The organism is Flavobacterium branchiicola (assembly GCF_018383905.1).
Taxonomy (GTDB): domain Bacteria; phylum Bacteroidota; class Bacteroidia; order Flavobacteriales; family Flavobacteriaceae; genus Flavobacterium; species Flavobacterium branchiicola.
Window position 1 is genome coordinate 280,781 of sequence record NZ_JAGYWA010000007.1, and the last position, 13,340, is coordinate 294,120.

General features: G+C 34.8%; 7 protein-coding genes. 2 read left to right on the plus strand and 5 right to left on the minus strand.

The window, feature by feature from the left end; genetic code table 11:
• The first annotated feature begins 237 nt into the window (after positions 1–237).
• Positions 238–2,871 carry a valine--tRNA ligase gene (locus KHA98_RS18530; RefSeq protein ID WP_213259379.1) on the plus strand — a complete coding sequence of 878 codons (2,634 nt, stop codon included), beginning with the start codon at positions 238–240 and terminating at the stop codon, positions 2,869–2,871.
• A 207-nt stretch (positions 2,872–3,078) separates the two neighbouring features.
• On the opposite strand, the gene KHA98_RS18535 is transcribed toward KHA98_RS18530, so the two are convergent.
• From KHA98_RS18535 to KHA98_RS18545, 3 genes are all read right to left on the minus strand, one after another.
• Positions 3,079–4,392, minus strand: a complete 1,314-nt coding sequence (locus tag KHA98_RS18535; RefSeq protein WP_213259380.1) for an APC family permease — start codon at positions 4,390–4,392, stop codon at positions 3,079–3,081.
• Between the two features lie 195 nt (positions 4,393–4,587).
• Positions 4,588–6,900 (minus strand): TonB-dependent siderophore receptor, encoded by a 2,313-nt coding sequence (locus tag KHA98_RS18540; RefSeq protein ID WP_213259381.1) that lies wholly within the window; start codon positions 6,898–6,900, stop codon positions 4,588–4,590.
• 266 nt (positions 6,901–7,166) lie between these two features.
• Positions 7,167–7,892: a DUF4198 domain-containing protein gene (locus tag KHA98_RS18545; protein ID WP_213259382.1), complete on the minus strand. Its 726-nt coding sequence runs from the start codon at positions 7,890–7,892 to the stop codon at positions 7,167–7,169.
• 232 nt (positions 7,893–8,124) lie between these two features.
• On the opposite strand from KHA98_RS18545, the gene KHA98_RS18550 reads away from it, so the two are divergent.
• Positions 8,125–9,285 (plus strand): MFS transporter, encoded by a 1,161-nt coding sequence (locus KHA98_RS18550; RefSeq protein ID WP_213259383.1) that lies wholly within the window; start codon positions 8,125–8,127, stop codon positions 9,283–9,285.
• A gap of 869 nt (positions 9,286–10,154) precedes the next feature.
• Here KHA98_RS18550 and KHA98_RS18555 read toward each other — a convergent pair.
• Both KHA98_RS18555 and KHA98_RS18560 read right to left on the minus strand, forming a co-directional pair.
• Positions 10,155–10,631, minus strand: a complete 477-nt coding sequence (locus KHA98_RS18555; RefSeq protein ID WP_213259384.1) for a DUF6265 family protein — start codon at positions 10,629–10,631, stop codon at positions 10,155–10,157.
• 341 nt (positions 10,632–10,972) lie between these two features.
• Complete coding sequence (locus KHA98_RS18560) at positions 10,973–13,276, minus strand: type IA DNA topoisomerase (protein ID WP_213259385.1); 2,304 nt, start codon at positions 13,274–13,276, stop codon at positions 10,973–10,975.
• Positions 13,277–13,340 lie beyond the last annotated feature (64 nt).

Below are 13,340 nucleotides of genomic sequence, written 5' to 3' on the forward strand. Positions count from 1 at the left end.
TCGCTTTTTATACTGTCTTTAATTATTTACTTTTGCTGTGAGTTATAATTACAAAAATTGAACCAAAGTTTCGTTTAACTGTTTAATCGTTTATTTGTCAAATCGTAAAGATTGATTTATAAATGATAGTATTAAGACAGAAAAACAATTTGACGAATCAATTAATTCCAATTATCTAACCGATTAATCGATTAAACAAATAACCGATTAACCGAATAAACAATTAAACATATATAAATGACAATTCCAGCACAATTTGACGCTAAGACGATTGAGAGTAAATGGTATGATTACTGGATGAAAAACAACTATTTTCATTCAGAACCAGATCATAGAACACCGTACACCATTGTAATCCCGCCGCCAAACGTCACTGGAGTCCTTCACATGGGACATATGTTGAATAATACGATTCAGGATGTTTTAATTCGTCGTGCACGTCTTAAAGGATTTAACGCTTGTTGGGTTCCGGGAACGGATCACGCATCTATTGCAACTGAGGCAAAAGTTGTGGCGAAATTAAAAGCAGAAGGAATCAATAAAAATGATTTAACTCGTGAAGAATTCCTAAAACATGCTTGGGAATGGACCGATAAATACGGCGGAACAATCTTAGAACAACTTAAGAAATTAGGAGCTTCCTGCGATTGGGAACGTACTAAATTTACAATGGATCCAGATATGTCGGCTTCAGTAATTAAATCATTTGTAGATTTATACAACAAGGGATTAATTTACAGAGGATACCGAATGGTAAACTGGGATCCGGAAGCAAAAACAACTTTATCTGATGAAGAAGTTATTTACGAAGAACAACAAGGAAAATTATTTTTCTTAAAATATAAAATCGAAGGAACTGAGGAATTTTTGACCATTGCCACAACTCGTCCTGAAACTATCTTTGGAGATACTGCAATTTGTATCAATCCAAACGATGAGCGTTTTACACATTTAAAAGGTAAAAAAGCGATTGTTCCAATTTGCGGAAGAGTTATCCCTATTATTGAAGACGAATATGTAGATGTAGAATTCGGAACAGGATGTTTGAAAGTAACGCCTGCGCATGATATGAACGATAAAACGTTGGGTGAAAAACACAATCTAGAAATCGTTGATATTTTTAATGAAGATGCAACTTTAAACAGCTTCGGATTACAGTATCAAGGAAAAGACCGTTTTGTTGTTCGTACTGAAATCGCAAAAGAATTAGAAGAAATTGGAGCTTTGGCGAAGACCGAAATCCATTTAAATAAAGTGGGAACTTCTGAAAGAACCAAAGCGGTAATCGAACCAAGATTATCTGACCAATGGTTCCTGAAAATGGAAGATTTAGTAAAACCAGCCATTAAATCAGTTTTAGAAACAGGAGATATTAAATTACACCCAAAACGTTTCGAAAACACTTATGCGCACTGGTTAAACAATATTCGCGACTGGAATATTTCTCGTCAATTGTGGTGGGGACAACAAATTCCGGCATATTATTACGGAGATGGAAAAGAAGATTTCGTAGTTGCTAATGATAAATATGAAGCTGCTGCAATATTAGAGGAGACAAAAGGAATTATTATTACTGATTTTGATGAATTACGTCAGGACTCAGATGCATTAGATACTTGGTTCTCATCCTGGTTATGGCCAATGTCAGTTTTTGGTGGAATTATGGATCCGGAAAGTCCGGATTTCAAATATTACTATCCAACAAATGATTTAGTAACTGGTCCGGATATTTTATTTTTCTGGGTAGCGAGAATGATCATTGCAGGTTATGAATATGCAGGTGAAAAACCATTTACAAATGTATATTTAACCGGTTTGGTTCGCGATAAACAACGTCGTAAAATGTCTAAATCATTAGGAAATTCTCCTGATCCTCTAGATTTGATTGAAAAATTTGGTGCAGACGGAGTTCGTGTAGGATTACTTTTAAGTGCTTCTGCAGGAAACGATATTATGTTTGATGAAGAATTATGTCTTCAAGGAAAATCATTCACAAACAAAATTTGGAATGCCTTCAAATTGATTAAAGGATGGGAAGTTTCAGAAACTATTCCACAACCGGAATCTTCAAAAGTGGCAATCGAATGGTACGAAGCGAAATTGCAACAAACTTTAGTTGACATTGAAGATAATTTTGAGAAATACAGAATTTCAGATTCTCTTATGGCAATCTATAAGTTAGTTTGGGATGATTTCTGTTCTTGGTTCTTAGAAATGATTAAACCAGGATATCAACAGCCAATTGACAGCGTAACTTTCGCGAAAGCGATCGAAATGTTAGAAAACAACTTAAAGTTATTGCATCCGTTTATGCCTTTCTTGACTGAGGAAATTTGGCAGTTAATTGCTGAAAGAACTCCAGAAGAAGCGTTAATTGTTTCCACTTGGCCAGAAGTAAAATCATTTGACGCAAAATTGATTGCTGATTTTGAAAACTCAATTGAAGTAATTTCTGGAATCAGAACGATTCGTAAAGACAAAAATATTCCGTTTAAAGATGCAATCGAATTAAAAGGAATCAACAGCGAAAATGTTTCTGTTTATTTTGATTCGATTATCACGAAATTAGGAAACGTTTCGGCTTTTGAATATGTTTCTGAAAAAGTAGATGGTGCATTGTCTTTCCGCGTGAAATCAAATGAATATTTCATTCCGATTACAGGAAATATCGATGTTGAAGCTGAAATCGCAAAACTAACAGAAGAATTGAATTACACAAAAGGATTCCTGAAATCTGTTGAAGCAAAACTTTCTAACGAGAAATTCGTAAACGGAGCTCCGGAAAAAGTATTAAACATAGAAAAACAAAAACAAGCCGATGCATTAGCAAAAATCGCTACCATCGAGCAGAGTTTGGCTGGTTTGAAATAAGAAATCAAACTTAGTTTATATTAAAATTAAACCCGACAGGTTTCAAAACCTGTCGGGTTTATTGTTTTTTAGGTACAGTTTTGTCATTCCGAGGAACGAGGAATCACACTAGTGGCTCGACAAAGATTGGTGACACTCTGTGCGGAGTTTCGTGTGTGATTCCTCGTTCCTCGGAATGACAAAACTGGCGTGTAAAAATTAAATGATTTATCTTTTTTTCTTCAAAACCAAAAACAAAGGATAAGAAACTATTGTGATTCCAATAATTATAGTAAAAGCTTTAGGATCACTATAAATAAACCCTAATAATAAACCAATTGAAATAATTATTGCAATTATAGTAGTCCATGGATACCAAAACGAACGGTATGGTCTTGGCAAATCGGGTTCTATAGTTCTTAATTTCAAAAGCGAATAATACGCCAGCCCCCAAACAATAATGGAGATAAAAGCGGCGAATGAAAACAGGACTTCAAACGAACCGATACAAATTAAAAATAGACTAAAAAGTGATGAAATTAAAAGCGCTACAATTGGTGTTCCGCCTTTATTTACTGTTGTTCCTTTTTCGATAAAAAAACCATCACGGCTTAATCCGTAGAGGATTCTTGGCGGAATCATCATAAAAGCATTCAGAATACTAATTAAAGAAAAAATTGAAATTACGGTTACGATTTTGGCTCCATTTTCTCCAAAAAGAATTTTGGCAACATCTGCAGCGGCAAGATTTGATTTGGCTAAAGTTTCGATTGGTAATACATGAAAAAACGCTGCATTTACCAAAATATAGATCGCGATAACCAATAAAACGCCACTGTATAATGATTTCGGAATGTTTTTGCCAGGATCTTCGTTTTCTTCAGCAAAAAAACAAACACCGTTCCAGCCATTATAAGTTCCGATAATAAGTTGTAAAGATTTAAAGAATCCAAAAATAAGTCCGATTTGAAAAATTGAACTATCCGTTTTAATTTTTGGTACTTCGGCACCGGAATACATAAAGCACGCAACAACCAGAGCTACAAAACAAATCACTTTTAAGAAACTTGTAATTTGCTGAATAATGCTTCCGTTTTTCACACCGCTTAAATGCAGTAATACAAATGCTGCCAATAAAGAGATTGATATTACAGTAGAATAGGAGGCAAGACCAGGAAATAAAATAATAGTATATTCACTAATTACGATACAGTAAAATGCAGGCGGAATGGCATTGACAATATAATCATACCAGCCAGATAAAAATCCTGCATAATCTCCCAGAGCTCGTTTGATATAATTATAAGATCCTCCTGCTTTGGGCAACATTGTTGCTAATTCTGAATACGAATTGGCGCCCAGCAAAACATACAAACCACCAAAAAGCCATGACGCAATAATAAGCCAGTAATTATTAAGCATTTCTGCAATAGTTCCGGGTGTTCTTAATATTCCTACTCCAATTGTCCCCCCAATTAAAACAGCGATATTAAAACTAAAGCCCAGACTTTTCTTTAATTGGTTTTTTGTAGAATTTGACATGCTTTATTTTAGTTTTTTTAAATAGATTACTCCATCAAAAGTAATTATAAAAAGGAGATAGATTTTTTTGCAAAAGAAAAAACCTCATTTTATTTAAAATGAGGTTTTGGATTGAAATTTAACAATCAAAACTTTTTTGAATTTTTAAATGAAAATACAGAAAAGCTTTGATGGATTATAAACTAATTCAAAAGTTTAGAATTTATAACGCAAACTTGTCATAACCTGACGAGGTGCGATTGGGTTTACACTGTAATTTTCGTGTACAGTATAATTTAATGTATTTGTGATATTAGATAATTTGCAAAGAATTGAGAATTTTCTCCATGTATAACCAACAGATGCGTCAACTGTAACATAACCGTCTAATGGAATATCACGATCTCTGATAGTCACAATGTAAGCAGGATCTGGTTTAGGATTCGTAGGTGTTGGTTTAACAGCTGTCCATAAATAATCATCATTCCATCCGCCTAAACGATCTCCAACATAGTTTCCGATTGCTCCAAAAGATAAACCTTTTAAAACTCCTGAAGGCAAAGTATAGAAGAAACTTAAATTTGCTGTGTTTAGAGGTGTTCTAGCTACACGGTCGCCTTCAACAAAACTTCCATTTAATCCTGAAGTTTTAGTATAACGCATATCATTATAACTATAACCAGCGATAATATTTAAACCATCAACAGGTCGTGCAGTAACATCAATTTCAACTCCTTTACTTTTAGTTGCTCCGCTTAACACTTTTAAGTTTGCATCAAAATTGTCGCTTCCATCAGCTTTTGTTGGTGCCATTTGTGCCAAATTGCTGTTTGTAATTTGGTAAACAGTTACGTTTGTACTTAATAATCCTTTAAACCAATCTGTTTTTACTCCAGCTTCGTATTGGTCAATAATAGAAGCTTCAATAGGTTGTAAGTCTACAGTTGTTCCAGTATTTGGTGTGAAAGAAGTTGAATAACTTCCGAATACAGAAACATCTTTTGTTGGCTGATACACTAATCCGGCTTTAGGAGAAAATGCATTATCTAAACGTTTTGGAGTGATTACAGGAACTGCATCCTGTGGGTTTCCGGCACCAGTTTTAGTCTCTTTATAAGTACTAACTTCAGCTTCTTGCCAAGACCATCTTATACCTGCCAAAACTTTAAATTTATCTGTGATCGAAATGAAATCCTGAAAATAAACTCCAAAACGATTGGTATCTGTTTTTGTAATTTGAGTTGCTCTATCTGTTGTCGGAATATCCATTCTTTGATTAGCAGGATCAAATGTGAATAAATTGATTGTATCATAAAGAGTTGGTCCATATACTGGTTTACCATCTTTTGTACCTGTAATTACATATTTTTCATCAAATGTAAAAGTGTAAGCCGTTGCAAAAGAGTTCTCCCAGTCAACACCTGTAAAAATTTGATGTTTTACAGATCCTGTATTAAAGTTTCCTTGCAGACTTAATTGATCACCAAGGATTTGCTCTAAGTTTTTATTTTTTGTTAAACCTCTGTTCCAGTCACCAGGAGTAGGGTAAGTATCCAGACCTGATAATTGTGCTGTAGAGTAACTTCCTCTGTCATAGTTTTGAAAAGAGGAATTGAAGTTAAGTTTCCAGTTTTTATTAAAATCATGGTTTACCAATACAGATGCACTGGCAGATTTAGTGGTTCCGTTTGACCAAAGCGATCCGTAGAAAGCATTACGTGGTAAATCTAAAATTTCTTTTCCGATAATTCCGGTTCCAAAATCAGGAGTCCAGTCTGCGCTTAAATAATCTCCCTGAACAGTAATTTGTGTTTTTGGACTAACGATAAAAAGTAAAGACGGATTAATGTATAAACGTTCGTTTTTTACCACATCTCTAAAGCTTTCTGAATTCTCGTAAGAACCATTAATTCTAAAAGCGATTGATTTAGTAAGCCCTCCGTAGAAATCAAATGCAGGCTTGTAGAAAGCATAACTTCCAAATTGCATAGAGATTTCTCCTCCACTTTTAAATTGAGGAGTTTTAGTTACTAAGTTTAAGATTCCACCTGGGGCAACATTTCCAAATAATAAAGCAGAACTTCCTTTTAAAAATTCTACTTTTTCTAAACCTGAAACATCGGGAATAGAACCTGAGTTATATCTAAAGCCATTTTTAAACATGTTGTTGTTGGACATATCATATCCTCTTGAGTAGAAAGATTCTGTAGCACCACCACGAGCAGAACTTACGTAAACACCATTAGCATTTTTTAATACTTCGCTTAATCTTATTGCTTGTTGTTGTTCGATAACTTCTGAACCAATAACCTGAATAGTTTGCGGATTATCCATTGGTTTTAAACCAGAGCGTACTGCTGTTACTGGTTTTGGCTCTTTAGTCTTAGTAACAATTACTTCGTTAAGAATTTCTCCTTTTCTATTTTTTACCGTGTCATTTGCAATTGAAGTGTTTTCAGCACTTGTATAATCCTGACTATAAGCGGCAAAACTTATAAAAGATAAAGCAAGTAGTAAACTATTTTTCATGTTATTTATTTAGATTTAATAAAAATAAGTTTTTTTGCAAATATAAGGGCTCATAAAGGGTTTAACAAAATTTTTAGAGGTGTTTTATTTCTTAATTTTTGATTAATTTTTACTTAAGATTAGCTTAATATTTTGTATTATTCGTTTGCTTTTTATATTTATTCTAAATAGAAATAAGATGGTAATTGAATTATTTTAGCATAAAAAAACCTCGCTTTTTGGGCAAGGTTTTGATTATGACTAAGTTTTCTTAAAAATGGGTAGTATTATTTTACTGTAATTTGGTAAGTAGCCATTTTCCAGATCTCGTCGTATTTTTTACCATTGTGTTCTCCTGCAGATTTATCGGTATGAGCGTACTCTACCATGTAATTTCCTGACCAGATTGGAGTAAAAGAAAATTCACCTTTATCGTTTGTCCATAATTCTTTTTCCCAGCCATTTGGAGCAATTACTTTAATTTTAGTTTCTTTTGCAGATGCTCCTTCGTAAAGTGCAAAGCCGGAGATTTTCTCATTCTTTTTTGCTACATCAGCATTTTCAGAAAATAAACCAATCTGATTTTTATTTGCAGTAGCGTAATTACCTGCCGTTTTATTTCCAACAACAACCGTTGCGCTTGAGTTGTAATCTAATTTCATTGTTCCGTATACATCTCCTACAGTATGGTGCATTACAATCGTGTATACTCCATCTTCATCTGGTGTAAAAAAGGCCTGGTATTTATTATCTAAAGCTTTTGCAGTTAGTTTAGTCTCTTTCTTTGAAGGAGAAATTACAACCAATGAAAAATCTTTTAAATCAGAAAACCATTTGTCGGCTTTTGTAATGTCGTTTTCAGAAAACTCTCCAAAATAAACTGAAATTTCCTGTGCTTTTCCTTTTGTTCCGGTTGCTTTTGTATCAATCCAAAGCGCGTGAGCAAAGATTTGCGGCGCAGTAAAAAGCATTATAAAAGCAAATGTTATTAATTTAAAAGTTTTTGATTTCATGATAAATAGTATTTAAAAAATTTGTAGAATGATATTTTATACAAACATAATGTTTATTTAGAATAGTTAAAAATTAATAATTAAAAAACCTTCTGATTTGTTTTTTGTAAATAGTAAAACGAATTGGTTTTGTCTTAAATTAAAGAGAAAAACAAGTTTTTGTGAAAAAAGGATAAAGCAGGATACTTCCGCTGAAAAAAGCCCTAATTTTGCAACTCAGAAAAATGACTTCATGATTTTATCATTCTTTAAAAAAATCCAGAATACACCTAGAGGTTATCGAATTGCCAATACTGTTTTTTTCTTTCTTTCGGGTTTTGGATATTCGTCGTGGGTTTCCAGGATACCACATATACAAGCGCAACTTCATTTATCTGAAGCAGAGTTTGGTGCAGTATTATTTGCTTTTCCGATTGGTTTAATGCTGACCATGCCTTTTACAGGGAAATTATTAAACAAGTACAGTAGCCGTTATATCATGCTGCTAGGTGCCGTGATGTTTAATATTGCACTGGCTTTACCTGGATTAGCGGCCTTTGTCTGGCAATTGGTTATTATACTTTTATTCTTTGGGGCTTCGCGTAATATTTTTAATTTATCTATAAATTCACAATCTCTTGAGGTTCAAAAGCTCTATTCAAAATCGATCATAACACGTTTTCATGCCGTTTGGAGTATTGCTGTTTTTTCTGGAGCAGGTTTAGGATATGTTATGGTAACACAACATATTACTCCTTCCTACCACTTATTGGGCGTTAGTATTTTTATGATGGCACTAACATTCTGTTTTTATCCAATGAGCATTCATACAGAACCGGTGTACGTAAAAAAGAAATTCTTCTCGATGCCGGAAAAGAATTTGGTAAAATTTGCCCTGATTTGCTTTGTTTCTATGGCTTGCGAAAATACGATGTACGACTGGAGTGGTATTTACTTCGAAAATATACTAAAAGCTTCGCCAAAAATGACGAGTGCTGCATTTGTATTTTTTGCGACAGCTGTAACTTTAGGGCGTTTGTTAGGAGATTTTGGCGTAATGAAATTCGGAACAAAGAAAATCCTGTTATATAGCGGAATTCTAATCACCTTAGGTTTCGGGATTTGTTTCTTGTTGCCGTATGTTTATCCTACTATTTTTGGTTATGTTTTGATAGGGTTTGGGGTTTCTTGTGTAGTTCCGTTAGTATTTAGTATTGCCGGACGATCATCAAAATTAAGCAGCGGGTCGGCACTAACTTCTATATCTACTATTGGTTATCTCGGATTTTTATTGGTTCCGCCAATGGTAGGTTTTATCTCTGAATATCTAAGTATGAAATGGGCGTTTTTAATTATGGCGCTTTTAGGTATACTGATGATTTTTATGGTGAATAAAATCGGGGAAAATGAGTAGGTTTTTTTTTAAAGGTACTAAGGTTCTGAGATGCTGAGGTTCTGAGGTTTTTGCTTGGGTTGTATTAATCTCGCAAAGACGCAAAGTTTATGAATTCCGGAGGAATGCAACATATTGTAGGGACGGATTTTAATCCGTCAGACGTTTTTGTTTGTTATTTTTAATCTTTGATTAAGCTGGACTGAAGTCCAACTCTACAATATTTATAGAACCTTTGGTTCTTTTTTTTTTGGAATTTAAAAATTCCGGAGGAATGCAACATATTGTAGGGACGGATTTTAATCCGTCAGATGTTTTGTTTGTTATTTTTAATCTTTGATTAAGCTGGACTGAAGTCCAGCTCTACAATATTTATAGAACCTTTGGTTCTTTTTTTTTGGAATTTAAAAATTCCGGAGGAATGCAACATATTGTAGAGACGGATTTCAATCCGTCAGAGGTTTTGTTTGTTATTTTTAATCTTTGATTAAGCTGGACTGAAGTCCAGTTCTACAATATTTATAGAACCTTCGGTTCTTTTTTTGGAATTTAAAAATTCCGGAGGAATGCAACATATTGTAGGGATGGATTTTAATCCGTCAGACGTTTTTGTTTGTTATTTTTAATCTTTGATTAAGCTGGACTGAAGTCCAGCTCTACAATATTTGTAGAACCTTCGGTTCTTTTTTTTGGAATTTAAAAATTCCGGAGGAATGCGGCATATTGTAGAGACGGATTTCAATCCGTCAGAGGTTATATAGTAGGAATGCAACATATTGTAGAGACGTCCCGAGACTTCGGGATCAATCCGTCAGAGATTATACAGAACCTTCGGTTCTTTTTTAAATTCTTTTTACTCTTTACATCTCACTTTTCACAAAAAAAACAAATTACTTCTTCGTCATAACAAACTTCTCAGAACTCGGCTTCCCGTTTAAATTCCCCGAAATTTCAGCCGTTAAAGTATTATTAGCACCTTTTGTATACGTGATTTTTTGTGGATAATCATGCTTCGGATTCTCGAAAACCAATTGTTTATCTGATTCTAAAGTCGACGGAAACGAAACCGGTTTATCGTCGTTTTGTCCTTTTACAGTTGCTTTGTAAGTTAATGTTTCGCCCAATTGCGCCAGAACGATGCTTTCAAAATGTAAAGTATCTTTTCCTTTTATAAAGTACGAAGCAGCACTAAAAGTACTATCGTTTAGTTTTTGCCAGTTCTCCGTTAAAACACCATCAGCAGAAGTATTTTCCCAGTTCCCGATAAGCCAGTCCGCTTTTTTGATTTTGTCTTTTTCGACAGTTTCTTTTTTCTGGCAGGAAACAAAAGCTATAGTAAGGGCGATAAGAGTAATTTTCTGAAACATATCTTTAGGTTTTGGTAATGTGCTACTAAAGTATGAAAAAAAAGTAGTTTGCCACGAATTCCACTAATTTTCACGAATTAATTATTTAAAAAATTATTGAAAATGTTTCGCAACTCCAAATAAGTATTGGTTTAAAAGATTGGAATGATTTTATTTCACGCAGATTAGGCAGATTTAGGCAGATTTAACTTTGATCTGTTATTAAGCAAATCTGCGATCATCTGCTTAATTTTTTTTAATCCCGATAGCTATGAGAGCATAAAAAAAATTAGCGAAAATTAGTGGAATTCGTGGCAAAAAAAAATCCATCTAATCTTTTAATCTGTGGCTATAAAAAAAAATTACACGCTGGCACTCAAAATAGAGTAAACCAATTCCTTAGTTGGTTTTTGATCTTTTAGTTGGGCTCTTACTTCATCAAAAGTGACTTTAAAATCACAGCCCGATTTATATTCAGCACAACCGTAAGCGGTTTTTCCTTTTAGGATCGTTCCTTTTTTACATTTAGGGCAAACCAATTCATCAGAGGTTTCTTTTGCCGCTTTTTTAGCCTCGGTTTTCTTTGGTTCTAATTTCAGTTTGTAGTTTTCTTCAAAACGAATTAAACCTTCAACCGTTCCGGCTTCGGTTTTAAAACCTTTTATATTTACGGTAGAACCTTTTTGAACCAATCTCAAATACTGACTTTCGGTGATTTTTTTCTCCAGGAAAACATTCGGCAAAACAAAATCACAGCCCGATTTGTATTCACTACATCCAAAAGCCGTTTTTCCTTTTATCAGATTTCCTTTTTGACATTTAGGGCAGGTTTCTGCCAAGAGTCCTGCGGCTTTCTTTTTCTCAGCCTTTACAACAGGTTTCTGAATCGTTGCGGCATGCGAAATATTAGCGTGTCTCGTTTCGCTTCGAACTTCGGTAACCAAAGCTTCAACCATTCGTTTCATGTTTCTAATGAAGGCTGCGGCGGTAAAAGTTCCTTTCTCGATATCTTTCAGTTGTTTTTCCCAGCTTCCGGTAAGTTCAGCCGATTTAACCAATTCATTCTGAATCGTATCAATAAGCTGAATTCCTGTTGTAGTAGGCAAAACCTGCTTTTTATTTCGAACAATATATTGGCGTTTAAAAAGCGTTTCAATAATATTCGCACGTGTTGACGGACGCCCAATTCCGTTCTCTTTCATGAGTTCGCGTAAATCCTCGTCATCAACCTGTTTTCCTGCGGTTTCCATCGCGCGTAGTAAAGTTGCTTCCGTAAACTGATTCGGCGGTTTGGTTTCTTTTTGAAGAAACGACGGTTCATGCGGACCTTTTTCGCCCACCACAAAACTCGGCAATAAATCGGCTTCTTTTTCTTTGGCGTTCGGGTCTTCAAACACAACGCGGAAACCTTTTTTCAGGATTTCTTTTCCGGTGGTTTTAAACATTACATCGGCGGCTTTTCCAATCACGGTTGTATTGGCTACTAAACAATCATCGTAAAATACGGCAATAAAACGTTTAGTAATAATATCGTAAACCTGCTGCTGATTGTAAGCCAGATTATTTTGTACTCCCGTTGGAATAATCGCGTGGTGATCTGTAACTTTTTTATCGTTGAAAACCTTTGGCGATTTTTTTATTTTTTTCTGTAAAATAGGTTGGGTCAATTCGGCATAACTAGTTAATTTTTGCAGAATTCCCTGTACTTTGGGGTAAATATCGTTGGGTAAAAAAGTCGTATCAACTCTGGGATACGTAATTACTTTTTGTTCGTATAAAGTCTGGGCGATTTTAAGCGTTTCTTCTGCCGAAAATCCAAACTTCTGGTTGCAATATACCTGTAAACCAGTTAAGTCAAAAAGCTTTGGCGCATATTCGTTTCCGTTCTTTTTATCAACCGAAACAATTTCGAAATCACTTTCTTTAACTTTTTCAGCCAGAATTTCTCCGTCTTCTTTTTTCAGGAAACGGCCTTCTTCATAACTAAAAAGCGTTTCTCTGTATAAAGTTTGTAATTCCCAATAAGGCTGAGGTTTAAAGTTTTCGATTTCTCTAAAACGATCTACAACCATTGCCAGGGTTGGCGTTTGTACACGACCAATAGACAAAACCTGTTTGTAACCGCCATGTTTTACGGTATACAAACGCGTCGCATTCATACCTAATAACCAGTCGCCAATAGCTCTGGAAAATCCGGCGTAGAATAAATTATCGTAGTTTTCAGAAGGTTTTAAGTTGTCAAAACCTTCTTTGATAGCTTCTGTAGTCAGGGACGAAATCCATAAACGCTGTACTTCGCCTTTGTAATGTGCTTCGTTTAGTACCCAACGCTGAATCAGTTCTCCTTCTTGTCCGGCATCCCCGCAGTTTATAACTACTTCGGCTTTGTCAAAAAGACTTTTAATGATTTTAAACTGTTTCTGGATTCCCGAATTCTGAACCACTTTGGTTTCAAACTTTTCAGGAAGCATGGGTAGATTGTTCAAATCCCAGCTTTTCCAGTGTGGGCGGTAATCGTTGGGTTCTTTTAAGGTGCATAAATGCCCAAAAGTGTAAGTTACTGCATAGCCATTGCCTTCGTAATAGCCATCGTGCTTGGTATTGGCACCCAAAACGGATGCGATTTCTCGTGCTACACTTGGTTTCTCGGCAATACAGACCTTCATTTTTTCCTTGCTTGATTATTTAGCGAAATTAGGAATTTTTGGAGAAAGGGGCAAAGATTCATTA

Bases quoted from the DNA above. Each gene is read 5' to 3' on its own strand.
- KHA98_RS18550 (WP_213259383.1), top strand. From the start codon at position 8,125: ATGATTTTATCATTCTTTAAAAAAATCCAGAATACACCTAGAGGTTAT.
- KHA98_RS18545 (WP_213259382.1), bottom strand. From the start codon at position 7,892: ATGAAATCAAAAACTTTTAAATTAATAACATTTGCTTTTATAATGCTT.
- KHA98_RS18535 (WP_213259380.1), bottom strand. From the start codon at position 4,392: ATGTCAAATTCTACAAAAAACCAATTAAAGAAAAGTCTGGGCTTTAGT.
- KHA98_RS18555 (WP_213259384.1), bottom strand. From the start codon at position 10,631: ATGTTTCAGAAAATTACTCTTATCGCCCTTACTATAGCTTTTGTTTCC.
- KHA98_RS18560 (WP_213259385.1), bottom strand. From the start codon at position 13,276: ATGAAGGTCTGTATTGCCGAGAAACCAAGTGTAGCACGAGAAATCGCA.
- KHA98_RS18530 (WP_213259379.1), top strand. From the start codon at position 238: ATGACAATTCCAGCACAATTTGACGCTAAGACGATTGAGAGTAAATGG.
- KHA98_RS18540 (WP_213259381.1), bottom strand. From the start codon at position 6,900: ATGAAAAATAGTTTACTACTTGCTTTATCTTTTATAAGTTTTGCCGCT.